We start from the raw sequence: 25,465 nt of genomic DNA on the forward strand, positions 1-25,465 counted from the left end.
ATGATTCAATCGAACGGGGAGTCCCGGTTTATGCCTTTATACGATGCGCTGGCCAGTGAAGTTCGCTGGCGGATTATGGAGTTGATCGCCGACCAGGAGATGAGTGTCAAGGATATTGCCGCACAGATCAAACTTAGCCCGTCTATTGTCACGATGCATATTCGAAAACTGGAACAAGCCGAATTAATTGGAAGCCGAAGAGTCCGGCGTAATGGAGGAACACACAAAATGTGTTTTCTCAAACAAAAAAAGATCGAAATCGAGCTGCCCGCAGCCAGCAGAGTGACGAATATGAGGGAACAGACCATTTCGGTTGGTCATTATACGGCGTTTGATATTTATCCCACTTGTGGTCTGGGTACAAGGGAAAAGGAAATTGGGGTATGGGACGATCCTCGCTATTTCCTGGATCCTGAACGGGTTCAAGCTTCCATCCTTTGGTTTGGGAGAGGTTATGTGGAGTATAAAACGCCTAACTATCTATATCCCAATCCCAATGCGGATGCTATAGAAATCTCCATGGAAATCGCTTCTGAAGCACCCGGTTTAAGAGATGATTGGCCATCAGATATTACCTTCACCTTCAATGGTATTAAGCTTGGAACCTGGACAAGTCCAGCGGATTTCGGCAGGGCGGCACGAGGCAAATATACACCGGAATGGTGGCATCGCAACGTGAATCAATATGGATTATTAAAGACGATTCGAGTGGATGCTTCGGGAACAACGATAGATGGGGAGTGGATGTCAGATGTGACGCTGAATGATGTGAAGCTGGGTGAGCCGTTCTGGACACTCCGGTTTGCGGTTGAAGAACAAGCGGATCATGTCGGGGGATTGACGTTGTACGGAGCTGGGTTCGGTAACCATGATCAGGACATTGTAATCCGAGTATATGTCGATGACAAACCAAATTATGGTTAACATGGCCGTTCGATCTATGCTATAATACAAAACAAATAAGGCTTGTTACTGATTTTGATCAGGCAATACCTGTGTATATGTATGCTCGACGTTTCTTTGAGTGTGCATGTATATGGGTTTTTTTGCGTTTACATATGGTAATACATAAACAATTACGGGAATTATATTTCTGTAGTGACATCTTTTAATGAGCAATTATTAGATATTAATAAAAATAAATATATACCATTAATTAAATTATTTACTATAAATACCGATATATAGTTTTGTTCTTAATTTAACAAGAGAGGGAGATCCATTTGAACGAAAAGAAGAAAAAGAAAAAGAAAAAAGCGTCATTATCCACGAGACTAGCATCTGTATTACGTTTGATGAGTACCCGACTTATTGCTGCTTTCCTAACGGTTCTTATCATTCCAACAGCACTTATCGGATATTTCTCTTATCACAGTGCACAAGAACAGGTTCAAAAAAGCATGACCGATCCGATGAATACGATATTAACCATGGCAGGGCAGCATATTAATAATCTGGTAGGGACAAAAGCAGAACTGTTAAGTTATATAGATCGCATGTTGAGTGCTGATGCCAGTCAGGTGAACATTGAAGCAGTGCAAGCAGAATTAAACCAGTTAGCAGATACATATCCTGATATTCTAGAAATTACTGTAGGTAACGATCAGGGCAGCTTTATTGCTTCTCCAGCGATTGGAGATACAACATATGATCCACGCAGTACGGAATGGTATACCAATGGTCAAAATAATAATGGATCGGTCTATTTCTCTAACATTATGAAAGACTCCGATTCCGGGGAGATTTATGTGGAGATATCCCAGGCTCTCTCAAGTGGACAAGGTGTAGCAAGCATAAAGCTTGATCTGGCACCATTAGCAGAAGAGATCTCCTACGTGGATGTTGGGGGTAATGGAAGTTTGATTATAGTCGACTCCAATCGAACCATTGCAGCTTGGGCTGGTGCTATTGTTGAAGGTGGAGGAGGAGAACTTGGCGGGGCACTTATTGACGGGATACCTGTCCATCCGAATACAGCATCTAGTGCTGATGAACCCATGGCATTCTCTCAATTTGTCCGAACGGACCTGGAATATGATTTGGAGGTTTACAACGGCGTTAATGCGTTAACCGGCTGGAATGTCATCGCTTTGATGGGGCATGAAGATTTCATTGCAGCAGCGAAACCAATATTGGTCACGAGTCTTACCGTAATTATCATTTCTACATTGCTGGCTGGCATTATCATATTCTTTATTTTGAGATCCTTCATGGTTCCTATGCAAAAATTAAGAACGGCAACCCGTCGTGTTCGGGAAGGGAATTTGACGGAACGGGTTGATCTTAAGAATAAAGATGAGTTCGGCATATTGGCGAATGATTTTGACCAAATGACCATTTCATTACAATCTGTCGTTACAGAACTTAATCAGACATCATCGCTTCTAAGCCATACCTCACAAATGATACAGGAAAGCACAGAACAAACGAACGCTTCCGTTCAACATGTTGCTGAAACGATCCAGCAGACCGCTGAAAGGGCAGTCACTGGTGCAGAAAGTTCTGAACAAACAGCGAACGCAGTGGAAGAGATGGCCAGAGGGATCAGTACCATAGCAGAGTCTGCCAGTGCTATTGTAGATTCGGCTGAGGAGACAGAGCGTGCTGTCGCGAACGGTGGGAAAACCATCAACCAGGTTGGCGACCAAATGGAGAACATCCTAGAGGCTGTTCAGGAAACAACAGCTTTGATTAACGAGCTGTCTAATCTATCAGCTGAAGCGAATAGAATGAACGAGGCAATTGCGGATATCTCTCGCCAAACGAATCTTCTATCTCTTAATGCTTCGATTGAAGCAGCGAGAGCAGGAGAGCATGGAAAAGGTTTTGCCGTTGTAGCAGGTGAAGTACGCATGCTGTCCTTGCAATCCAAACAAAGCGCGGAGGAAATTGGCGCAACCATCGGCAAAATGTTCGACCTGATCGAGAAATCCACATCACTAATTAATGATAACGTTCGAAATCAAGTCGGCGAAGGGATGCGCATCAGCCGCGAAGCTTCAGCAACTATATCGAACATTGAACAATATACGGCACATATCGTGGATCAGATCCAGGATGTGTCCGCAGTATCAGAGCAGCTGGCAGCAAGTACGGAGCAAGTCTCTGCTTCTGTGGCAGAAATGGCTGGTATCTCCAAAGTGTCTGCTGACAGTGCCCAGACTACTTCAGCAGCAGCCCAGGAGCAAATGGCGGCCATGGAGGAGATCGCTGCATCATCCGTGCAATTATCCAAAACGGCTGAAAATATGCAAAACTTGGTCCGTCGATTCACGCTCTAGGTTAATTATAAGTTCAGGTTTGAATGACAAAGGCGCTCCTTATCAGGAGCGTCTTATTGCATGTTATCTTGGTAGCCGTGATGGTGTGTTAAGAATTGACTAGATCAGGGAGATATCTCTTTTAAGATGAATGGGAGGTAGTATCCCCGAACATGTCTTTTTGATTTCGCTTGCGAAAGCTTCGCGGGGATTCACCGACCGTTTTGGTAAAAAGAATGGTGAAGTAATTGGGGTTATCATACCCAACCAGCTTGGAAATTTCCCATATTTTCTTCTTGGTTGAAACTAACAGCCGGGTTGCTTCACCCATTCGTCGTTGGATCAAGTAATGATAAGGGGAGGTGCCGTAGCGATTCTTATACATATGAATGAGGTAATAGAAATCGATATGAAACTGTTCAGCGAGTTCCTTCAGTTTAATGTTTTGCCGGTAGTTGGTATCCAGGTAGTCCTTAATACTCTCTGCAAGGGTATTGCTCCGTATAATCTGTTCAGAAGACTGTTGATGGCGGGACATGCGTTCGATGATCAGTAGTACGGCTTTCAACACATGCTGGGAGATGCGCTCGTATCCATCCTCACGAATGGAGTATTCACTGAATAAGGTCTGCATTAACGAATGCAGCTCTTCCGAATACCGGTTTGCACGAATGATTGGTTCACTACCTGGAGGTACGACCCAATCGGCATCGCTATGGATATCCTCTTTGAAACGAAAGCCACAATAAAAGGTGGATAAGGGATATTCGGGGTCAGACTTTTCTTCATGAAGTGTTCCTCTATTGTATATGAGCAGGTCTCCCTTTTGGGCCAAGTGCTTCGCACCATCAATGGTGAATGATCCTTTGCCTTCATTAACATAAATAATCTCGTGCAAATCGTCATGCTTATGAGTCGGAAAACTCCACTGGGGATTGCCGGCCAGCTTCCCGACATAAATAATGATACAATCCTGATCTTCATATCGTTGGCCTTGTTCGTGGCGTGTATCCATCTCTGTCTTCCCTTCGAGGTTCTATGATGAAAAATGACAACATACATCATGTTTTGAATCAATTCCACAACAACCTTGATTGTCGTCTGATAAGTCTGACAGTACAATTTCACTATCCAATATGTACTATATATCGAAATTGAAGGGATGGGAAAGCAGAAAATACATAGAGTAGGAGCTGTCCTAAGAATTGAAGCGCTTGCAACATTAGAAAGGATTAGTGAAATTAAATTGATGACCCGAACTAGAGAAAATCTACTTATCTTAACGCTTACGCTCGTCAGCTTTGTACTCGGAACAACTGAGTATGTCATTGTGGGTGTGTTGAAAGAAATTGAGAGTTATATGAAAGTATCTCTCGCTGCTGCAGGTGCACTAGTGTCCGGCTTCGCTATTGCTTATGCAGTGGGGACACCATTCGCCGTGGCATCCTTGGCCAAAATATCCAGAAGAAGCTCCATCTTGATTGGATTCGCTATTGTGCTGGTGTTGAATCTATTAACCGTCTTCTCAACAACTTTCCCTTCCTTGATGGCTATTCGCATCGTTTCGGCCGTTGCTTGCGGACTTACGATATCGCTTTCGATCTCTATTGCAAACGACGCCGTTCATCAGGAGCGAAGAGGGGAAGCTATTGCCTGGATTTTGGGCGGGTTTTCCATCGCGAATGTACTAGGTGTGCCGCTCGGTACATTTATTGGGCAGCATCTGAACTGGTCCATGACATTCGTAGTTACTGCATGCATCGGTGTTATTCCGTTTGTATTCATGTTCCGAATCCTTCCACGCCGCACAACTACCGTTACCGGTTCGTTTGGTGATCAGATGGTTCTATTTATGAAGCCTCGCATATGGTTAGCCTGCCTAATCCCCGTACTGGGTAACAGCTGCATCTTCGTTACTTTCACTTATATTACACCGCTTCTCAGTGAGTCTATGGGGGTGCCCGTACGTTGGATTAGCGCTATACTCCTGATCTATGGGGCATGCAGTATTCTGAGCAATTGGATCGGTGCCAAAATAGCCAAGGGTGATTTTCTACCCAAACTTAAGTGGCTTTTCGTCATCCAAGCGGTTATTTTCCTCGGACTGAGTTTCGCTGTGTCCAATCTGTGGCTTGGTCTAACGTTCCTGCTCCTGATCGGCTGTCTTTCGTCGTCAATGAGCGCAGCATCCCAGTTATATCTGTTTGATGTATCTGGATCAATTGCACCGGAATCCAAAGCTTTTGCATCCACACTGCTGCCTGTGGCGGCCAATGTGGGCATTGCTCTCGGTTCTGGGGTCGGTGGACTTGCCGTTAATCTTGGCGGGGTGGCATGGGTGCCACCGGTAGCCGTCGTATTAGCTTTGCTGGCTTTTGCAATTACAAAAATATGCCAGCGTACCATTCAGTTGAATGCGGATGAAGCGACAACTTCAAACGCCGCGTAGATATATGAGTACCAAAAAAAGACCAGGGATATGGGCTTACCATTATCCTGGTCTTTATATTTATAAAGGACTAATGATTGCTTGAATTAACCTTTTCCTTTTTTACTTTTCGGAATAATGTATAGTTCTCCGTCGTCACCATATTCCGCATAAGCGATATCCTTTATATCGTTATAGCCTTGCTTCTGAATTTCTGCCTTGACCATCTCCATATCGATATTTTTACCTTTCATGGACTTCTTAAGCAGCTCTCCTTTATCAATTACGGTTACCGCAAAACGATCAGGTGATGTCTCCATCCCCATATCTTCTGCGGTAGGTGGCTCGTACTCGGGCTTGCGAAGCACGGATAATGATCCATCCGTCTCCAGAATCGCGTATTTCACTTCCTGAATAGAAAATACATTCTGTTTACGAAGCATGGAAAGCAGCTGCTTAAATTCAATATCGTATTTTTTTAACAAGCTTTGATTAACTTCTCCATTATCAATTAAGAGCACGACTCGTCCTTCCGCAACATATCCGAACTTCACAAATTTTGTTGTAGCTTTCTCGAAAAGATAAGAGAGTGCAGTCCAAAGTGCTAATGCGAATAATAGATGAGATACCTTGATTTCATCATCATACAGCGTATTTCCCACAATCTCACTGAGCACCAACGAGGATAGGAAATCGAGCGGTGTAAGTTGGCTTAGCGTTTTTCTGCCGGTAATAAAGGCAATGGCCCATAGGCCGAAAAAGCTAATGACTAGTTTGATGCTTAACTCCAGGAACATTCCTATCCCTCCCAAGTTCGGAATCTTGATTAATCATTACCCGGGATATTCTATAAATAACATATTGGATTATTTACCAGTGAAGCTAAATCTGTAAAAGGTATGCAGGATTAAGATAGGCAATGGGTAGGAAAATGCAATGATTTGGTGAGTTTGTATATCAGGAGAAATGATAAAATGAATGAAAAGATTTCCGTTTTCTCACAAAGCGATTAACATGAAAATGACCCCATTAGGAGGTAAACCAATGAAGAAGCCCATGATCGGAGTCCTGCCGCTGTATGATTCCAACAAAAAAAGTTACTGGATGCTTCCAGATTATATGAACGCCATCGAGAGTGCTGGCGGAATTCCAGTGATGCTGCCGTTGACAACGAATCTCGAAATAATCGCAACTTTGGCAAATGAATTTGACGGGTTCTTGTTCACGGGCGGACATGACATTAATCCGGAGCTTTATCAGGAAAATGCAGAGGATACCTGCGGGGAGTTATGCATGGAACGCGATATGATGGAGTCCTTGCTATTTCAGAAAGTAATTGAACTCGATAAGCCTGCCTTCGGCATATGCCGGGGATTACAGCTGTTTAACGTGATACTGGGTGGATCTTTGTATCAGGATATTCCTACACAGCTTCAAGTAAGCAATACAATTAATCATAAGCAAAGCCCACCCTATACGAATCTGGTACACGATGTACATATTGAAAAAGGTAATTTGCTCCATGACATCATTCAAACAGATACGATTAAAGTGAACAGTTACCATCATCAAGGAATCAAAATGCTTTCGCATAAGCTACAAGCAGCTGCAGTCGCTGAGGATGGAATTGTTGAATCCGTGGTGATGCCCAACCAAAAATTTGTACTGGCTGTGCAGTGGCATCCGGAGTACAGCTATACCGTAGATACATACAGCCAAAAGCTATTTTCAGCCTTTGTTCGTTCTTGTACATTCGTTGGTTATGATATCGATATGGACGAGATAACAGCATAAAAATGGTAAAGCAGTCGATCGGTGCGATCGGCTGCTTTTACTATTTTAAAGGCGCACTTAGGTTTGCGTATTATGGAAAAAGGGGAATTCTTACCTTCTTCAAACCAAGTCTGATATATTCCAGTTAGTATAAGAGGGAGTGAAACTGATTTTTCTCTACTTAATCCAAACACTAATCTAATCAATGTTTTCGATAAGCCAATGACCTTCTTTGTTCTTTGTAAAGAAATACGTTATGGCTGTATTCTCCACACTTGCATCCTCATGTTTTTTGGCATATCGAACGCCAATCCGAATTTGTTCACGGCCATCAATGGTTATCTTTTCTAGAAGGTCCAGATCATTAAACATAAACTGAGCGTTTTCTTCATCGAAAAAGAGGGATTCTTTCTGTGAACCTTCATAGAGATGGATTTTGAATTTCTTCTTATCATTTTCAACAATACCATCAAGATTGCCTTTGAACTTTGAAATGATGTCATCATTAAAAAAGTCTTTTTTGTACCGTTCAAAATCAATGAACACACCTTTTTTAAAATCCTCCGCACCAATTTCCTTGAACTCCAATCCTTCGGGATCAATTAGTCTCTGCGATTCCGTTTATTCATTAAAGATATCCTCCAATTTCTAATGATTTTGTACCATCAACTGCTTCAATTAATGAACAAAATGAATGGCAAAAGGTTTGAAACCACAAAGTAAAAGGGGAAATTTATAACTATTTATAATGTTTAAACATATGAAAAATTCACAATAGAAAGAACTTTCTACGTACTTTGCTTCTACCTACCGAATCAATCATATCTACTCACCCTCGTTGTTTAAAAAAGTTCACGATCCTTAAGAAAAACACAAGCACTTTTTCGAAGAAGTTGAATGATTCGCAGATTGATTCCTCTGAAATAAAAAAAGAAAGAACCCCTTGGTTGTACTCAACTAAAGGGTTCTTAATGAGTCTCGTTCGATGACATCGATCGATTACAAGCTGCGCTGCGTTTCTACTGAATTTAGCGAATCATACTCCATTTTCATTCCATCGAGGAAGGTTAACAATTCTTCGTTGAATTTCTCGGGTTCATCGAACAGCATGGCATGACCACTATCTTCAAATCTGACGATGCGAGAACCCGCAATGCTCTGTGAGGTTAGTTCTCCCAACTCAGGCTCAACAATTTTGTCTTTTTGTCCATGGAACACAACCGTTGGGATTTGTATTGCAGCGAGGTCTTCACGAAGATCCTCATCTCGTAATGAAGCAGCAGCTTTGATCGTACCATGGTGTGATGCCTGATAACAGAGCGATTCCAGCCACACCAGCATACCCGGATTTGATTTTGATTTGGTAAATTTCAAACCGAATTTGTTAAGCATGGCAGGTCTGTTCTCATAGGTAGCATGTATTAACTGTGCTGTTACTTCGTCAGGCTCCATCCCATACTCCATACCAGGCCGACGGGTAAAAGCGGGAGTAGCTGCTCCTGCCAAGAGAAGTCTCTTAATACCGTGGCGGTATGACGTGACATATAGCGAGATGCTATGGCTCCACCCATAGAGAATCCAACTAATGCTGCGTTCTCCAGCTGAAGTTCATCAATAACTGCACGAAGGTCATCTGCCATACGATCATATGAATAACTCTCCCAAGGCGCATCAGATTTACCGAAGCCACGAATATCCATTCCGATGCAACGGTAACCATGAGAGGCCAGCAAAGTATACTGATACTCAAACATAAGATGGTTGGCTGGCCAGCCGTGCAGGAAGATAACCGGAACACCTTGACCGATATCTTCAATGTAAATTTTAACCTTGTCCTCCACTTGTACATATTGTCCCATGTAAAATTCCTCCTAACCATTTATAGAAAGTCTTTTTCCTAATACAGTTGGCACTGTAACAACCTGAATAGTACGGTGTCATGTTGATCACTATTAAACGCATGTCTGCTTGGGCAAACAACAATGTAATCTATAAATGGCTTGAAAGGACAGGGAGAATAAGCGAAAACTAAATATGAGAACGATCGGTAAAAATAACTCTTTACTGATCGTTCTCATTATGTTAGGAAGAATTCACAGGAAAAACAAACCAATGATCATCTGTAGAATCTTTAAAACGATTTAAACAAATTACTATTGGTGAAGGGAGGGAACCTGAGATGGCGAGAAGCAAGGAATTTGAGGAAAACGAAGTTTTAGATAAAGCCATGATGCTGTTCTGGGAGCAGGGGTATGAGAAAACGTCGATGAGTGATCTCGTTGAACATATGGGTATTCATCGCAGAAGCATTTATGATACGTTCACCGATAAACGTACCTTGTTCTTCAAAGCAATGGAACGGTTCGGTAATCGTACCGATGCCAAATTGGCCGCAGGCGTCAAGCAAGCCAAAACAGCCAAGGAAGCTCTTCATTTTATCTTTGATTATATGAGCAGTACCGAAGAGGGGGAGCCACCTGGATGCATGTTTGTCAATTCTGCAGTGGAAATGGCCTGCCGGGATGAAGATGTAGATGCCAAAGCGGTTGGGGCCTTTGATAAAGTGGAGCAGCTTCTTGTGGAGCTCGTCACCTGGGGGCAAGAAAATGGGGAGTTCTCTAGCCAGTATGGCGCACAAGAATTAGCGGAGTACTTGCATAATGCTCTAATCGGGATAAGGGTAATGGCCCGGACATCCGTGCCTAAGGAAAAGCTAGAGCGTATTTCCACAATGAGCATGCTTTTGTTAGAAAAATAAGATGAAGTATTTCGTCCTGACGGGATATTAGAATGATTATACTCAATAAAAGCAAAACACGGATGGTTAAGTGCAGGCCCAGCTCCTGCCTTAAACCAAATCTAGAGCATTATTTTTTGCGCCATTTTTAGAACGATCATTCTCATATAAAAACTAAGGAGTGTTTACACATGAAGACATTGATTATTGTAGCTCACCCGGATTTGCAAAATTCACGGATTAACCGGGCATTGGCTGATACGATGAGGGAGCAGCCGGATACGACAGTACATGTGCTGGATGAGTTTTATCAAGGTAAATCAATCGATGTGGCCCATGAGCAAGGGCTGTTGGAACGTCATGACCGGATTATTTTCCAATACCCTTTATATTGGTACAGTACGCCTCCACTCTTGAAGCAGTGGTTCGACGAGGTGCTCGCATACGGCTGGGCATTCGGCCCGGGTGGGGAGCATCTTCAAGGAAAAGAGATCGGCATCGCAATTTCTACAGCAGGTACTGCGGCTTCATATCAGCCCGGTGGATACAATCTATTTACAATTCGGGATATTGCAAAACCAATGGAGGCTCTCGCCAACTATGTCGGAGCCCATTATTTGCCGCCATTTGCTATCCATAATGCCAATCATATCACGGATGAGCAGATCGCTATTAGCCAAGAGGCTTACGTGGATCATCTAAGAAGTGTAAGACATGTGCAAACATCGGGTTTGGTCACTATTAACAAATAATCATAAAATTTCTGAGGAGGAACAAAAAATGACAAACAATAAAATTGCATTGATAACTGGAGCAAATAAAGGAATTGGGTATGAGGTTGCAAGGCAGCTCGGGGAATTAAACATTACGGTTTTGGTAGCCGCACGCAATCAAGCAACAGCTGATGAAACAGCAAAGCAACTAAGCAAGAAAGGCATCGAAGCCGTGGGTGTGGAGCTGAATGTGACAAACCCGGAGCATATTGCGAAGGTAACCAGATGGATAAGTGACACGTATGGTCGATTGGATATCCTGGTCAATAATGCAGGGGTATGGACTGAAAAAGAGGATTACGAAGGCGATGCACTGCGTGATACGTTTGAGGTCAATACATTTGGTCCTTATTATCTCACAGAATCATTACTGCCTCTGCTTCTGAAAAGTGAGGGTGGTCGAATCGTTAATCAGAGCAGTGCTCTCGGTTCCATACAATTTCTGCTGACCAATGAGCTTGCACAGCGAATTGCCACACCTGCATATTCTGCATCCAAGGCAGCATTGAACATGCTGACAGCATATTGGGCCCAGAAAGCGCAAGGAACGAATCTTAAAGTGAATTCCGTACATCCCGGTTTGGTTAAAACACAAATGGGTGGTGAAAAGGCAGAGCTATCCCCAGAAGACGGTGCCAAAACGGCTGTGCGTCTGGCTACCTTGTCTGAAGACGGTCCAACAGGTAGCTTCTACTATATGGATAGTCAGCTTCCTTGGTAAATCATCAAAGCCGCATATCGCGGCTTTTTTTGTTGATGGATGATAGATGAAGAAGCAACAAACGTTTGAATCCAAACGTCTAATATAGGAGGTAGCTGTGTTGTGAGGAGGAATATAATTGAGAAAATCGGTCATAGGTGTGACGCTGCTCGTTCTTCTATGTACACTTAGTGGATGCCAAGTATTCTCGACAAGTGAAGTTGGGGATTACATCCTTCAGAAGGAAGAAGATCGAATTCTTGTAGCGGAGAATATATCTAGAGAAGATGCGGATCAACCTTTTGGCGATCTTAGAGAAAAAAAGGTAACCATAATCCATTATATTGTTGAAGATTCGGAGCTCCTTGAGCAGCTTGAAGTAGGGGACAAAGTTAAAATTACTCCCAAAGTGAATGAGGAAGGGTTCTATCATGTTAAACAATCTGATCCACCTCAGATTATCGCAGGCAGGATTGAGCGAGAGGAATAATCCATAAACTTCAATAGTTTCTATAGTAAATAAGTACAAAGAAAAGGGAGAACAATATAAATGGGTAAAGGTGTAAAGTTTCAATAACTTTAGTAACTATACTAATGTCTGTTGATAAACTTGATTCCATAAATAACTTATTGTTTCCGGGAATGCATTAAGGACTTGCATTTCTTGCGAATATGGTTCGTGACCTTATAAAATTGTTCTTTCTACAGTGAAGAAGATGATCACTCATATGTTCCTGTTACATTGTGCAAACTACATGTAAGCATCAGAGCAGAAGAAAACACCATAATGAAATGTCATTAACCCGCTCGGAAAACTAAAACGAAAACCCATATCTGATTAAAGGAACGTCTGGACCAGAATGAGGAAAAAAGTTTTTTTGAGTTATCCCTTGATTTTTTTAAAAGTGTTTGTTATTGTTTAACCTGTGATTTTGGAAAGCAGTTATATCAATTGGAACGAGCACTTTCCAGCAGATAATTTTTGACCACTTCCTTGAGGGAGTCAAGGCCATACGGACAGCCGGGTCAAACGCCGATTGGCAACTTATGTTGCCTTATTGATTGAGTTAAAAGCTCAAATTTTATAAGTTGGTTACTTTACAACCAGTGCAATAGCACATCAACTTGTGAAACGGTCAATAAGAGTGGTAAAGGCGAATTATTTGCTATATAGACTCTGATCTGATATTGATATACATGAGGGAGCTTTCCACCAGAGGAGTTCTTTGAACTTTTTTGGTTATGGAGACTTTACGTTTTTTCACGATGTATATCGACAAGCAAGTGGGATGATGCGCGGATTGCGGCATTTATTCACCTTGCTTTTTTTGTTGTCAGGAATTGACGGAAGTTGAACAATGATGAGAAGACCTTGAAACGGACAATTGAATCAAAAACCAAAAAAATCTACATATGGGATAGGAGAATGTAAAAATGGGAAAAGCACTAATCATCGGCGCCGGCGGCGTGGCTTCTGTGGCAGTACACAAATGCGTTCAAAATAGCGAAGTTTTTGAGGAAATCTGTATTGCGAGTCGTACCAAATCCAAATGTGATGATCTCAAAGCGAAGCTGGACGGTGGCAAAACAAAAATCACTACAGCACAAGTGGACGCGGATAATGTAGATGAATTGATTGCTTTGATCAACGAAGTTAAACCGGATATCGTTATGAACCTGGCTTTGCCTTATCAAGATCTGACGATCATGGATGCGTGCCTTGCAACTAAAACTCACTACATGGATACGGCAAACTATGAGCCAGAAGATACTGCAAAATTCGAATATAGCTGGCAATGGGATTACAAAGAGCGTTTTGAAAAAGCAGGAATCACTGCACTGCTAGGCAGCGGTTTTGACCCAGGCGTAACTGGCGTATTCTCTGCCTATGCCCTGAAGCACTACTTTGACGAAATCGAGTACATCGACATCCTGGACTGCAACGGCGGCGATCACGGCTATCCGTTCGCAACCAACTTTAACCCGGAAATCAACATCCGCGAAGTTTCGGCAAACGGAAGATACTGGGAGAATGGTGAATGGATCGAAACCAAACCGATGGAAATCAAACGTGTCTACGACTTCAAGGAAGTTGGCGAAAAAGACATGTACCTGTTGTACCATGAAGAGCTGGAATCTTTGGCGAAAAACATTCCTGGCTTGAAACGGATTCGTTTCTTCATGACATTTGGCCAAAGCTACCTGACTCACCTGAAAGCACTTGAAAATGTGGGCATGACTTCCATCGAACCTATCGAATTCGAAGGCAAACAAATCATCCCGCTGCAGTTCCTGAAGGCGGTACTGCCTGACCCGGCATCCCTTGGACCACGTACTGTGGGCAAAACGAACATTGGCTGCATTTTCAAAGGCAAAAAAGACGGCAAGGACAAAACCTACTACGTTTACAACATCTGTGATCACCAAGAGTGCTACAAAGAGGTTGGTTCCCAAGCTATCTCGTATACTACAGGCGTTCCAGCAATGATCGGCGCAGCTATGGTCATGACAGGCAAATGGAACAAACCAGGCGTATACAACGTGGAAGAGTTCAACCCGGATCCGTTCATGGAAGAGCTGAACAAATGGGGACTTCCATGGGTAGAAGACTTCAACCCGGTTCTTGTTGACGAACTGCCAGAAGAAGTGAAAGAATCGGAGCTCGTTCGTTAAGATGCGGTTTGAGCAATTACCGACACCATGCTTTGTTGTTGATGAGGCGCTTATTGAGAAAAATGTAAAAATCCTTAACGGTGTCATGCAGCGTACAGGTGCCAAAATCGTACTGGCTCAAAAGGCATTTTCCATGACAGCGATGTATCCACTAATCGGACAATATTTGAGCGGGGCAACGGCAAGCGGGTTGTATGAAGCCCGTCTGGGCCACGAGGAAATGGGCAAAGAGAATCATGTATTTGCTCCAGCCTACCGCGAAGACGAGATCGATGAGATTATTTCAATCTGCGATCACATTATTTTCAACTCTTTTTCGCAGCTTGCGAAATTTAAGGATAAAGCACTTCAGGCTGGCCGCAAGATAGGCTTGCGTATCAATCCTGAATGTTCAACCCAGGAAGGGCACGAGATTTATGATCCGTGCTCTCCGGGTTCCCGTTTTGGTGCCAAACAGGAGGATTTCCGTGCAGAGCTGCTGGAAGGCGTCTCCGGTTTGCATTTCCATACACTATGTCAGCAAAATTCCGACGATCTGGAAACAACGCTGAACGCAGTCGAAGAGAAGTTCGGACAATGGCTTCCTCAAATGGAGTGGATTAACTTCGGTGGTGGACACCACATTACACGTGAAGATTATGACATTCCAAGACTGGAAGCATGCATCAAACGCATGCAGGACAAATATGGCCTGGAAGTTTATCTGGAGCCAGGGGAAGCTGTTGCGCTTAACGCGGGTTATCTGGTGACTTCGGTGCTGGATTTCCACAAAAACGGAATGGACATTGCCATTCTGGATACGTCAGCCACTTGTCACATGCCAGACGTACTGGAAATGCCATATCGTCCGCCGCTTGTTGGCTCCGGAGAAGCAGGAGAGAAGCCTCACCTGTACCGTCTTGGCGGTCAAACTTGCCTGTCAGGTGATGTTATTGGAGATTATTCGTTTGATGAGCCTTTGAAAGAAGGCGATCGTCTGGTCTTTGAAGATATGGCGATCTATTCCATGGTCAAAACGAATACATTCAACGGAATGCCATTGCCAGCCATCGCTGTAAAACGCAAAGACGGCGATTGTGAAGTTGTCCGTGAATTCGGATATCAGGATTTCAAAATGAGACTTGCTTAATTAGCTATTATATATATTATCAATAACAAAACCGGATTCCCGATAAGGAATCCGGTTTTTATTTTTGTAGATGCACTACGATGAACGTAGGAACTACAGTAATTTATAATCTCGGATGATTACATCTATAACCCGTTTTCCCCAGTTCGATGACTCTGAACCTAGATCATTCCAGGAATAAGTGATAAGTGCTTTCCATAATGCCCATCCACGTGCACGGTTAATCATATCTTGGTCAGCATTCATTCGGCGGAGGAAAATATCACGACTCTTATCATCAAAAAAGTTCCATGCCATCACCAGGTCGCTGGAAGGATCACCTACTCCCATCGTTCCGAAATCAATGACGCCGCACAATCGGCCGCTTTGTACGAGCAGATTTCCTACAGCGACGTCACCGTGCAGCCAGAGCGGTGCAGCTTCATATTTTTTGGCAAGGGCAAGCTCCCAGATTTCCAATAACAGCGTAGGATCGTATTGATTGGGTAAAACGTCTATGACGGATCTGGTGTCCTGGTCATAAACAGCCAGGTTTCCGCCACGATGGAAATTTTGGATGCCGGCAGGAATGCCTTGGCTTGAATCAATTGCTTCCAGTTCAATTAAAAAACCAGCGAGATCCTCAGCAAATGTGTTCAGGTCCGTTACATTTTCAACTGTGACTGTGCTGCCTTCAATCCATTGGTTAACAGACCAGGGAAGAGGATATTCTGCCGTAGGCTCACCTTTTGCAATCGGAGCAGGAATCGGCAAGGAGAGATAAGGCTTGAAAACGGGCAGCCACGTCAATTCCTTCTGAACAGCAGAGGCATATCGCTCATGACTCGGTAAACGAACAGTCATCTCATTTCCTAATCGATAGGTCCGATTATCGTGTCCACTTTTGTCTACGGGTGCTATGGTGAGGTGTTTCCACTCGGGAAATTGACTCTGGATCAGCTGACGTACCAGTTCGGTCGTAATTTCAATCATTTCACTCGCCCCCTGCGGAAGTCGTTAGGTGTTCGTTGATGCTGTTTTTTGAAAGACTGAATAAAGTGGTTCACATGATTAAAGCCTACTCTATGCGCTATCTCCGTTATGGTATAGTCGGTCGAGCTTAATAACTCGCAGCTTTTTTTAATTCGATACTTGATCAAGTAGGCGTAAGGGGTCATATGAATTGTACGCTTAAAACTTCGGGTGCATTCCGAAACACTCAGATGAGCTGCATCCGCGATCTCCTGTAGTGTAATCGGATCTGCATAATGACGGTGGATGAAACTGAGCATGAATTGAAGTCTCTCCTGCTGCCGCTTCACGTCCGTTGATGCTTCCTCTGTCGAGAGTGAGAAATTGGAGATTATGGTCAGCCACAGCTGTACCGTCTGAATGGAAACCTCGTACTCCCAGCCCCATTGTTTGGTCATCTCAAATTTCCTCTTCATATCCCACAGCATTTCTAATACTTGGATTTCCCAGTTAACTACACCTTTGATTACAAGGGATACGAAGGACGAGTTGGTATAGGGGAGGACATAGTTTCTCTCCATGGCACTATCCGAGTAGAATGCCAGCAGTTTCTCCGGAAAATTAAAACTGACATACTGTCCGTTATGCGTCAACTGGGTCGTCACATGAAGAATGCTTTTGTTGATCAGAATGGCCTGACCTGTATGTAATTCATGATCCATCCCGTTAACCTGGATCACCAGTGCTCCTTTGGTTACCAATGTGATCTGTAAATCTTAATGCCAATGCAGGTCATTAAACCCTCTTCCTTCAGGGATGCTGTCGTGGACCGTATGCGTGTATATGATATAAGGGAAGGAAGTATCTGGATATCGGATGGTCTCATGCAGGGGTTTCTCCATGGGGTTAATTCCTTTCAATTGACGATATATCGATATAAATGAAAGATATTATTGCACTAATAACCGAATAGCGGTGATATTATTATATCAGATCTTAAGGTTATCAATACAATCCTGTGCACAGACGATTGGATAAAACATCCTGGAGGCCTTACTTGTGAAAATCAAACCATCGTCGTTACCGTTTCATCCGTATATATTGCTTTTAATCAGCATTCTGTCTGTTTCGATCTCATCAATTATGATCAAATCATCAGATACGGCAACCGCTGTGGCTGGAATTGGTGGGATACCGCTCTTCGGAATGGACCTATTTCTTGTTGCTCGCCGTAATTCCAACTATTTTTGGTCAGAATATTTTTAACCTGTTATTAAAAACGATCGGTGCTACGACGGTTTCTGTAGGGATTATAGGAGAGCCTGTTCTGGCCATTCTTCTGGCTTATCTATTTTTGGGAGAAACGATAACCGCATTTCAATTCACAGGGGGATTAATTACCTTGTTCGGTATGGGCATGTACTTTTGGCTCCGTTCCTCCAGTCACATCGTAGCTAAACAAGTATGGATTTAGTGTATGATATTGAAATAAAACAAAAGATGAGGAGATTATATACATGGCAACCATTGATGATTTTATGAAGCTGGATATCCGCATTGGAACAATACTTCATGCTGAGTTTTTTGCCGAGGCAAAAGTGCCGGCGATCAAGCTGGAGATTGATTTTGGAGAAGAGATTGGTATCAAGAAATCGAGTGCACAAATTACGAAAAGATATGAAGCGGAAGTGGTCATAGGGAAACAAGTTATTGCTGTTGTTAATTTCCCTCCGCGCCGGATCGCCGGATTCAAGTCGGAGGTATTGGTTCTAGGAGGTGTACCCGAAAAAGGGGATGTCGTGTTGTTAAAACCGGATATTGATCTACCACCAGGAACACCTATAGCGTAAACAGATTTTCACGCAAGCAAACTGCACAAAAAAAGGCAGTGTCTACGTTATAGGCGAGCCGACAACTTGTCTTCATATGTCAGGTCTATTGACTGCTTACCTCATTGGAACAGAAACATACTTAAGGAGGTTTACTTTTATGTTGATCAGAGAGATTGAAGAAAGAGATAATCAACAGGTGGAACATCTGATCAGAACGTGTTTGATCGAATTTGGCGCGAATAAACCAGGGACAGCCTGGACAGATCCACATTTGGGAGATTTCTATCATCTGTATCAGAATGAGGGGTCTAAATATTGGGTAGTTGAGCAAGATACTGTGGTCGTAGCAGGCTGTGGTATTGGTCCAGTTGACGGTTATCCTCAGATTTGTGAGCTGCAGAAGATGTATGCATTCAAGGAAACCAGAGGTACAGGTATCTCAAGCGAATTATTGCAGGTTGTCCTTGATTATGCGAAAGAACATTATGAACAATGTTACCTGGAAACCCTGAGCAATATGACGGCAGCCAACAAGTTCTATGCCAAAAATGGATTTATTGCATTAGATAAGCCTTTGAATGGATCTGAACATTATGCATGTGATACTTGGTATTTGAAAACATTATAGGTGACCTGATTATCTCGAAAATGTGCGTTACCGATAGACCTTGATTAATGGGGTTTATCGGTTTTTCTTTTTTTATGAAAACTGCAGAGGCCAACAGTAGCTAACTGCATGTATTTACCTTTTTATGTATAATCAGGATTTTTTAAAAGAATTTATTAACTAACTATTATAGGGCAATAAAAACTAATGAAAAAACGAAATGAGCCAGTCGCCATAATATTTCAGGCGACTGGCTCATTTCGTTATTGGAGTTGCTCTAAACCAGGTAACCCAGGTTCAATAGAATCGATAGAGTCGTACGCCGTGCGAAGGAATATTCGTCTGTAAAACGTCGCCTGCAAGTTCGGCTGGCGTTTCATTCCACAGCTCGGTGCCCGAGGTGAAGCCCGGAAGACCGATGTCATCCACAGACAGACTTACCGGGAGCTCTGAATCACCTACATTGAACAATGCAGCATAACGGGATTGATCAGCCGCTTCTGCTGTCCAGACAATGAGATTGCCTTGACGCAGCGTTTCCTTGGCTCCATGGCTATCCTGATTCAAGCGCAGCACTTCCTTGTTGGTTAACAGGGATAGGGTCCATTCATCACAGTCGCGAAGCTCACCGCCGAAAATGAGCGGAGAGCGGAAGATGCTCCAGAGCGACATCATAGTCAGCTGCTCATCCCGTGTGAAGCGAGTCCAGCGATCCGCGCCACCTCCGTCAACGGACCGGATGCCGATATGTCCGAGCGGGAGCATGTCGCAGTCCGGCCAGCATCCCGCCTCAGGGATACCCTGCCAGGTTCGGCAGCGATCAAACATATCCAGCAGCAGCGGCCATTGATCCCAGAAGTCATCCGTGACCCGCCACATATTGGCATGATCAGCGAAGAACGTGGAGTACTCCACAGGAGCCGGACCAGGAGAGAGACTCAGTACCATAGGCCGGCCGCAGCGTTCGATCGCTTGGGAGATTAGCTCGATCTCAGGCTGATGGGTATCATACAGTCTGGATGCAGCGATGTCGTCTACCTTGACCAAGTCCACACCCCACTCGGCGTAGAGTTCAAAAAGAGAGTCGTAATAGGCCTGTGCACTTTCCTTCGATGCGTCAACGCCATACATGTCCGTATTCCATGGACAGATCGAATTGGTATGTGCAATATCACGTGCTGTAACGGTGGTATTCAGAATAGGGGTAGCTGCATGTGCAGCCTGCCTTGGAATCCCGCGCATAATGTGAATGCCGAATTTTAATCCAAGACTATGTACGTAATCGGCTAAGGGCTTGAATCCTTGACCGCCTTCAGCAGACGGAAAGCGGTTCTCAGCGGGCATAAGCCGGGAATATTCGTCCATTACCAAAGGAACAAAAGCGCGGTACTGAGAGGAATTCGCATAAGGTTCATACCATTGGATGTCGACGGTAATGTAGTTCCAGCCGAAGGGTTTGAGATATTCGGCCATATATTCCGCGTTCCCGCGAATTTCATCCTCCGTTACGGCCGCACCGTAACAATCCCAGCTGTTCCAACCAAGCGGTGGTGTGGGTGCTGCATGCTTGTGATTCATGGAAAATCTCCTTTACTGATTAATTATTGCTCTGGTTAAGTTCATATTAATCAAGGAGATTAGCAATATCTATAGTAATCTTGGAAGCTGAATAGTACTATATTGCTGTTAATCAAAGAACAGTTTTCGATAAGCAAGGCTCTCGCCTCCGCTGCGGAACTCCCCCGGTGTAAGTCCGGTCATGGTACGAAATGCTTTAATAAAATAACTTCCGCTGGAATACCCGATAAGCTCGGCAATCATATCGATACTATATTCGGTTCCCCGAAGCAGTTCCATGGCTTTGTCCATGCGAATGCGAGTTAAATAAGCAACAGGAGTAAGTCCTGTGCTGGCCGAGAAGCGCCGAATCAGATGATATTTCGATAAAGAGACATGTTCGGCTAACTGATCAATACTAATCATTTGTGAATAGTGCTGCTCTATAAATTCTGCTGCACGCTTGATGTTATCCGGCCAAGCATGCTTGTTCCGCAGAGTCGTAACCTGTAATCTGGCCAGTTCTGTCATGAATTGATATACCGAAGAGGAGGCGATCAAGGGATCGGAGATTCGGCCGGCTGCTGCGTCGTTCACAATCATTCGCAATAATTTAACTGGTGCACAGTCTGCTGGGAGATAAGGGACCTCCCCTGCTTCACGCAAAAATTTACGCCAGTGAGGCAGAATTAGATGTGGCCGGAATAGTAAAAACAGAAATTCCCACGGCTCTCTGGATTCAGGGTGATAGTAATAGCGATGAGGTCCAGGGATCTCGGCAAGAAAAGCTTGTCCGGCAGAGACATGGTGCAGCTGTCCTCTTGATTCGTATATTCCCTGACCAGAAAGCGTGTACTGGAAAAGAAGGAGAGGCCCATCGCTTCGTGTCAATCCGTCCCAATGATAGGAAGGATTGCTGATGCTATCAGAGCCTGCCGCATATAATTTACATAGCTGCAGTTCCGGATCTTCAGCGAATCGAAAGCCATACGTACCTTTGGGTATGTCCATGAATATCTCCTTATGGGTCTAAGAATATATGCGATTTAACTAATGGAATAAGTATGATTATAATGGAAATTGTGAACGTTTGTTATGTTTACTGTTCTCTCGGGAGGATTTCATGAATCTGACCATGAGCTGGGCTGTTGGATGAAACGTTCCAAAATTCTTTTGGTCAAAGGCATGAAGATATTCAATAGGAATCCGCCTAAACAAACGGTTAGGATTGTTCCCATCCCGATGGGTCCTTTTAGGGTCAATGCTAATCCAAGAAAAATAAGATAAATGCACGTTCTGGCTGCAAAGAGATTCGTTCGCATAAGTTCCTGCACAATTAATGTTAATCGGTCCAACGGAATCGGTGCAAAATGGGTCAATAAGTATGTGGCAGTTCCTAACCCGATGAGGATCAGGCCGATGACCATGTATGCCCATTTAGTTAGCCATAACTCAGGTACAGACCAGCTATGCAATAGAAAAAGCCAAATATCGATGCCAATTCCCGTAATTAATGCGGTCAACAATCCTAAAACTTCCGGTCTCCTTCTCAGTATGAGCGAATTACAGCATAACAGAAGCAACGCTATGATCATCTCCCAGCTGCCTACAGAGAGCCCCACCTGAACGGATAAACCTACCAAAAGAGCGTCAAAAGGAGATGTCCCGAGATCGGAATGGATTGTTAATGAGATACCAAGAGTCAATATCAAGATTCCAACGCAAAAAAAGACATATTTCAACTGCATCTACCTCTTTTTTATGTTTTTTTGTTGCAAATACAACATGTTTGAAGTAAATTTAATATAACCACTTTTTATTGCATATGCAACAAAAAAGTGAGGATTCAAAGCGGAAATCAGTCAGTCCATAAAGGGGCGATATCTTAACATGACAATAAAAATAACAAAGTGCAGTCGTGAAGATCTGCGGACACTCCAAAAAATCAGTATAGACACGTTTCGTGATACATTCAAAGATCAGAATACGCCTGAGAATATGGAGGCATATTTGGCAAAAGCATTTCACTCGGAACAGCTGGAAAGGGAGTTAGCTCATCCATCTTCAGACATTTATTTCGTATATTTCAACGATGAACTTGCTGGCTATTTGAAGGTCAATGTCAATGATGCACAATCCGAGAAAATGGGCGAAGAGTTCCTTGAGATTGAGAGGATCTATATTAGAAGCCAGTTCCAAAACCATGGGCTGGGTAAGCATTTATTGAATAAAGCAATCGAAATAGCGATGGACAAGAACAAAAGCAAAGTATGGCTAGGGGTATGGGAGAAAAACAGGAAGGCAATTGCGTTTTATACCAAGATGGGATTTATCCAGACAGGAGCCCATTCCTTTTATATGGGGGATGAAGAGCAAACCGATTTTATTATGAGTAAAACTCTCGTATAGCATAGCAAAACTTCATCGTTCCTGCATTGTGAAATCAAAAGAGGATACCATAAAAAAAGAACCTGAATACTGCATTCAGGTTCTTTTTTTATGGTACACGCAGGGGGAGAAAGCCTACTGATAAATGAATGATTAATTTCACTCACATGGCCTCTTCAACCTCTGGCAATGTCTTGGATACCGAAGAGGATCTCATACGTTGATTCACATACAGAACGAGGCCAAGACCGATCCAGCCCGTACCAAGGAGCAAAGAGGAAGCTTCAAGTTGAGTGATGAGATATAGAATGAACAATGCGCCTAACAAGGGAAAGATCATTCTCACAATCCAGTCCTGCACACTGCGTTTTTTCTCGCGAATGATGTAGTGACAGATAACGGAAAGATTAACGAACAGGAAAGCCGTTAGCGCACCGAAACTGACAAACATGATGGCGGTCTCCAGACTAATGAATAAGGCAGCCAGGGAAATGACGCTGACCAGCACAATGTTGAACACAGGTGTACGAAATTTGGGGTGTACAGAACTGAATTTCCGAGGAAGCAAGGAGGATCTACCCATGACGAACAGCAGCCTTGAAACGGTTGTCATGGAGGACATGCCCTGTGCGAGCACGGAGAAAATAACGACAAAGGTGAAGATGGATGCAAGCGTTCCTCCGCCTATAACCTGCATTAATTCGAATCCGGCAGCGTCCATATGTGTAAAAGTGAACGAAGGATACATTTGTTGAATTAAATATGCCGTTGCAAAATACATGATTCCGGCAACGCTAACGATAATCAGGATGGCCCGCGGTATCGTTTTTTCGGGTTTTCGCGTTTCTTCCGCCATCGTTGTGATGGAGTCAAAACCAAGGAAAGAGAAACAGACAAGAGATGCACCTGCCATTACGGCGGAGAAAGGAACTCCTTCTACGGAATGAAGAGGATTAAATCCTGCGGACACGCCTTGGGTCACTGCTTTGTATACAAGAAAGGCACAGAAACTAGCTATAAAAATGATCTGCATCATAACAAAGATTTTATTGACGTTTGCTGACGTTTTGATGCCGATGATGTTGATGGTCATCACAATTAGGGTTAGAAGCACAATCCAGACAGGAGAAGGGATGGAGGGAAACTGAGCATGTAGATTAATGCCAAACATGAGTACAGCTACAATGCAGGAAAACAGATAATCAAGCAAAATCACCCAGCCCACCAGGAAACCGATAAACGGATTCATAGCCTGGCTTACATACGTATACGCCGAACCTGACACTGGAAAAGCCTTGGCCATCTGCCCGTAGCTGCCAGCTGTAAATAAAATGGCTACAAAAGCGAGGACATAGGCGGCTAGGAGCATACCTTGTGAACCCTCATGCAGCACGCCGAAACTTGTGAAAAAAATCATGGGAGACATCCAGGCCAGTCCCATGGTCACCACATGGCTCAAGGAGAGATTTCTTTTTAGTGTTATATTTTGTGACATTTTAGAACCTCCTTTAGAATCGAGAATGATACATCGTTATGCTATGTCATGACACTTCACATTTTTACAGGGGTTTTACCAAAAATCAAGTTATTTTTTTTGAGATATACGAACATTAGAGCATTTATAATAGTAGGTAATTCGTTATTTGGCGAAGATTAAGAAAAAAGTGCAAGTTTAATTGGTGTTTTTATCGTATTATTTTAAAAAAAGTATTGTGAAATGTAATTTTACATGTTAGTATTCATAACATCAATTAAATAAAATGTTTTCTAGGGTTCCGAGCCACCCGACTGGCTGACTGGTCCGAGAGAAAACGCATTGGGAGATTAAACCTGATGTACACGGCGGGATAAAAGCCCGGGAGAATCGATCAAAGAGCAATCTTTGATGTTTCTCCCGGGCTTTTTTCTATACTTTTCTACAGGAGGAATGAACAATGACAGCCCTATTTACAATGACGATGCAGCCTGGAAGCAAATGGTCTGCTCATGTAGGAAGAGGAAAATCCATTACATTAAAGGCAACAGGGGATCGTGCCAATGTGTCGGCATTGTTCTTCCATGCACAAGATCCAGCGGAACGGTACAACATGCCGGATACGCTCAAAGCCCAACATACCGCTTTTTTGACACGAGGCAATATATTGATGACGGATCAAGGAAAGGCACTTGCTTCCATAACGGAGGATTCCGTAGGGTGGCATGATCCTTTATCGGGATATACAACCCGAGAGGGTACGGATGACAAGTATGGAAAGACCACATATCAGGATCAGCGCAATGACTGGCTGAGAAGCGGTGAAGAGAACTTCAAGGTTGAACTGTTCCGGAACAATCTGTCACCACGTGATATCGGGGTGCCGGTCAACTTTTTCTCCAAAGTCGTTTGTGAGCTGGACGGAACGATGAATTACTCGCTGCAGGAAACGGCAGAACGCTCAGTGACCCTCCGGACAGAAATGGATATGCTGCTGGTGTTATCGAACACACCTCACCCGCTTGATCCTTCGGGACAATACCCGGACGCATCGATCGTTGTTTCCGTTGCAGATGCTGAACCTGTTTCTGACATGGACCCGTGTGTACTGCACTGTGATGAGAATCGGAGAGCCTTTGAAAATACGTGGAACGCTTATGCTTTGTTGAAAGGAGCGAACTAA

25 protein-coding genes, 1 pseudogene and 1 riboswitch are annotated in these 25,465 nt (G+C 43.5%); of the genes and pseudogenes, 15 read left to right on the plus strand and 11 right to left on the minus strand.

Features of this window, described 5'->3' with window-relative positions; all coding sequences use genetic code 11:
• Positions 1 to 924: an ArsR/SmtB family transcription factor gene (locus tag F4V51_RS14035; RefSeq protein ID WP_153978451.1), complete on the plus strand. Its 924-nt coding sequence runs from the start codon at positions 1 to 3 to the stop codon at positions 922 to 924.
• A 371-nt stretch (positions 925 to 1,295) separates the two neighbouring features.
• Positions 1,296 to 3,281: a methyl-accepting chemotaxis protein gene (locus tag F4V51_RS14040; RefSeq protein WP_153980700.1), complete on the plus strand. Its 1,986-nt coding sequence runs from the start codon at positions 1,296 to 1,298 to the stop codon at positions 3,279 to 3,281.
• A 121-nt stretch (positions 3,282 to 3,402) separates the two neighbouring features.
• On the opposite strand, the gene F4V51_RS14045 is transcribed toward F4V51_RS14040, so the two are convergent.
• Complete coding sequence (locus F4V51_RS14045) at positions 3,403 to 4,275, minus strand: AraC family transcriptional regulator (RefSeq protein WP_153978452.1); 873 nt, start codon at positions 4,273 to 4,275, stop codon at positions 3,403 to 3,405.
• Between the two features lie 234 nt (positions 4,276 to 4,509).
• Here F4V51_RS14045 and F4V51_RS14050 point away from each other — a divergent pair, with 234 nt between their 5' ends.
• Positions 4,510 to 5,709, plus strand: coding sequence for an MFS transporter (locus F4V51_RS14050; protein WP_162009935.1), 1,200 nt, complete (start codon positions 4,510 to 4,512; stop codon positions 5,707 to 5,709).
• An 86-nt stretch (positions 5,710 to 5,795) separates the two neighbouring features.
• On the opposite strand, the gene F4V51_RS14055 is transcribed toward F4V51_RS14050, so the two are convergent.
• On the minus strand, positions 5,796 to 6,485 hold the full coding sequence (locus F4V51_RS14055; protein WP_236146763.1) for a DUF421 domain-containing protein: 690 nt from the start codon (positions 6,483 to 6,485) through the stop codon (positions 5,796 to 5,798).
• A 247-nt stretch (positions 6,486 to 6,732) separates the two neighbouring features.
• On the opposite strand from F4V51_RS14055, the gene F4V51_RS14060 reads away from it, so the two are divergent.
• Positions 6,733 to 7,482, plus strand: a complete 750-nt coding sequence (locus F4V51_RS14060) for a gamma-glutamyl-gamma-aminobutyrate hydrolase family protein (RefSeq protein WP_153978454.1) — start codon at positions 6,733 to 6,735, stop codon at positions 7,480 to 7,482.
• Between the two features lie 177 nt (positions 7,483 to 7,659).
• On the opposite strand, the gene F4V51_RS14065 is transcribed toward F4V51_RS14060, so the two are convergent.
• The 3 genes from F4V51_RS14065 to F4V51_RS29385 form a co-directional block, all read right to left on the minus strand.
• Positions 7,660 to 8,049 carry a hypothetical protein gene (locus F4V51_RS14065; protein ID WP_153978455.1) on the minus strand — a complete coding sequence of 130 codons (390 nt, stop codon included), beginning with the start codon at positions 8,047 to 8,049 and terminating at the stop codon, positions 7,660 to 7,662.
• A 411-nt stretch (positions 8,050 to 8,460) separates the two neighbouring features.
• The gene (locus tag F4V51_RS29380) at positions 8,461 to 8,913 is read right to left on the minus strand and encodes an alpha/beta fold hydrolase (RefSeq protein WP_323131812.1); all 453 of its coding nucleotides are present in this window, start codon (positions 8,911 to 8,913) and stop codon (positions 8,461 to 8,463) included.
• Complete coding sequence (locus F4V51_RS29385; protein WP_323131813.1) at positions 8,895 to 9,320, minus strand: alpha/beta fold hydrolase; 426 nt, start codon at positions 9,318 to 9,320, stop codon at positions 8,895 to 8,897. The genes F4V51_RS29380 and F4V51_RS29385 overlap by 19 nt, the downstream gene beginning before the upstream one ends.
• 320 nt (positions 9,321 to 9,640) lie before the next feature.
• Between F4V51_RS29385 and F4V51_RS14075 the strand changes: the two genes are divergently transcribed.
• The 6 genes from F4V51_RS14075 to nspC all read left to right on the plus strand — a co-directional run bounded on the left by F4V51_RS14075 (position 9,641) and on the right by nspC (position 15,473).
• Positions 9,641 to 10,219, plus strand: a complete 579-nt coding sequence (locus F4V51_RS14075; protein WP_153978456.1) for a TetR/AcrR family transcriptional regulator — start codon at positions 9,641 to 9,643, stop codon at positions 10,217 to 10,219.
• A 170-nt stretch (positions 10,220 to 10,389) separates the two neighbouring features.
• The gene (locus F4V51_RS14080; protein ID WP_153978457.1) at positions 10,390 to 10,950 is read left to right on the plus strand and encodes an NAD(P)H-dependent oxidoreductase; all 561 of its coding nucleotides are present in this window, start codon (positions 10,390 to 10,392) and stop codon (positions 10,948 to 10,950) included.
• Positions 10,951 to 10,978: 28 nt separating this feature from the next.
• Positions 10,979 to 11,692 (plus strand): SDR family NAD(P)-dependent oxidoreductase, encoded by a 714-nt coding sequence (locus tag F4V51_RS14085; RefSeq protein WP_153978458.1) that lies wholly within the window; start codon positions 10,979 to 10,981, stop codon positions 11,690 to 11,692.
• Positions 11,693 to 11,810: 118 nt separating this feature from the next.
• On the plus strand, positions 11,811 to 12,161 hold the full coding sequence (locus F4V51_RS14090) for a DUF3221 domain-containing protein (RefSeq protein ID WP_153978459.1): 351 nt from the start codon (positions 11,811 to 11,813) through the stop codon (positions 12,159 to 12,161).
• A 944-nt stretch (positions 12,162 to 13,105) separates the two neighbouring features.
• Positions 13,106 to 14,344, plus strand: coding sequence for a saccharopine dehydrogenase family protein (locus tag F4V51_RS14095; protein ID WP_127535759.1), 1,239 nt, complete (start codon positions 13,106 to 13,108; stop codon positions 14,342 to 14,344).
• 1 nt (position 14,345) lies between these two features.
• Positions 14,346 to 15,473: a carboxynorspermidine decarboxylase gene (gene nspC / locus F4V51_RS14100; RefSeq protein ID WP_095287195.1), complete on the plus strand. Its 1,128-nt coding sequence runs from the start codon at positions 14,346 to 14,348 to the stop codon at positions 15,471 to 15,473.
• 93 nt (positions 15,474 to 15,566) lie between these two features.
• Here the strand turns inward: nspC and F4V51_RS14105 are convergent, their stop codons facing one another.
• Together F4V51_RS14105 and F4V51_RS14110 are read right to left on the minus strand one after the other, a co-directional pair.
• The gene (locus tag F4V51_RS14105) at positions 15,567 to 16,445 is read right to left on the minus strand and encodes an aminoglycoside phosphotransferase family protein (protein WP_153978460.1); all 879 of its coding nucleotides are present in this window, start codon (positions 16,443 to 16,445) and stop codon (positions 15,567 to 15,569) included.
• Positions 16,442 to 17,326: pseudogene (locus F4V51_RS14110) on the minus strand (AraC family transcriptional regulator). The gene F4V51_RS14105 and the pseudogene F4V51_RS14110 overlap by 4 nt, the downstream one beginning before the upstream one ends.
• Before the next feature lie 284 nt (positions 17,327 to 17,610).
• Here F4V51_RS14110 and F4V51_RS14115 point away from each other — a divergent pair.
• The 3 genes from F4V51_RS14115 to F4V51_RS14125 all read left to right on the plus strand — a co-directional run bounded on the left by F4V51_RS14115 (position 17,611) and on the right by F4V51_RS14125 (position 18,884).
• The gene (locus F4V51_RS14115; RefSeq protein ID WP_236146764.1) at positions 17,611 to 17,898 is read left to right on the plus strand and encodes an EamA family transporter; all 288 of its coding nucleotides are present in this window, start codon (positions 17,611 to 17,613) and stop codon (positions 17,896 to 17,898) included.
• 43 nt (positions 17,899 to 17,941) lie between these two features.
• The gene (gene csaA, locus F4V51_RS14120) at positions 17,942 to 18,274 is read left to right on the plus strand and encodes a chaperone CsaA (RefSeq protein WP_127535755.1); all 333 of its coding nucleotides are present in this window, start codon (positions 17,942 to 17,944) and stop codon (positions 18,272 to 18,274) included.
• A 139-nt stretch (positions 18,275 to 18,413) separates the two neighbouring features.
• Positions 18,414 to 18,884: a GNAT family N-acetyltransferase gene (locus F4V51_RS14125; protein WP_153978462.1), complete on the plus strand. Its 471-nt coding sequence runs from the start codon at positions 18,414 to 18,416 to the stop codon at positions 18,882 to 18,884.
• Between the two features lie 276 nt (positions 18,885 to 19,160).
• On the opposite strand, the gene F4V51_RS14130 is transcribed toward F4V51_RS14125, so the two are convergent.
• The 3 genes from F4V51_RS14130 to F4V51_RS14140 form a co-directional block, all read right to left on the minus strand.
• A complete protein-coding gene (locus F4V51_RS14130) occupies positions 19,161 to 20,441 on the minus strand; it encodes a glycoside hydrolase family 27 protein (RefSeq protein ID WP_153978463.1) in 1,281 nt (426 codons plus the stop codon).
• A gap of 108 nt (positions 20,442 to 20,549) precedes the next feature.
• Positions 20,550 to 21,431, minus strand: a complete 882-nt coding sequence (locus F4V51_RS14135; protein WP_153978464.1) for a helix-turn-helix domain-containing protein — start codon at positions 21,429 to 21,431, stop codon at positions 20,550 to 20,552.
• A gap of 110 nt (positions 21,432 to 21,541) precedes the next feature.
• Positions 21,542 to 22,162: a YczE/YyaS/YitT family protein gene (locus F4V51_RS14140; RefSeq protein WP_153978465.1), complete on the minus strand. Its 621-nt coding sequence runs from the start codon at positions 22,160 to 22,162 to the stop codon at positions 21,542 to 21,544.
• A 148-nt stretch (positions 22,163 to 22,310) separates the two neighbouring features.
• Here F4V51_RS14140 and F4V51_RS14145 point away from each other — a divergent pair, with 148 nt between their 5' ends.
• Positions 22,311 to 22,829, plus strand: a complete 519-nt coding sequence (locus F4V51_RS14145; protein WP_153978466.1) for a spermidine/spermine N(1)-acetyltransferase — start codon at positions 22,311 to 22,313, stop codon at positions 22,827 to 22,829.
• 142 nt (positions 22,830 to 22,971) lie between these two features.
• On the opposite strand, the gene F4V51_RS14150 is transcribed toward F4V51_RS14145, so the two are convergent.
• Positions 22,972 to 24,303, minus strand: a complete 1,332-nt coding sequence (locus F4V51_RS14150; protein ID WP_153978467.1) for an APC family permease — start codon at positions 24,301 to 24,303, stop codon at positions 22,972 to 22,974.
• 261 nt (positions 24,304 to 24,564) lie between these two features.
• Positions 24,565 to 24,672, plus strand: a riboswitch (guanidine-I (ykkC/yxkD leader).
• 70 nt (positions 24,673 to 24,742) lie between these two features.
• Here F4V51_RS14150 and F4V51_RS14155 point away from each other — a divergent pair.
• A complete protein-coding gene (locus tag F4V51_RS14155) occupies positions 24,743 to 25,465 on the plus strand; it encodes an urea amidolyase associated protein UAAP1 (RefSeq protein WP_153978468.1) in 723 nt (240 codons plus the stop codon).

This window comes from Paenibacillus xylanilyticus (assembly GCF_009664365.1).
Lineage (GTDB): Bacteria > Bacillota > Bacilli > Paenibacillales > Paenibacillaceae > Paenibacillus > Paenibacillus xylanilyticus_A.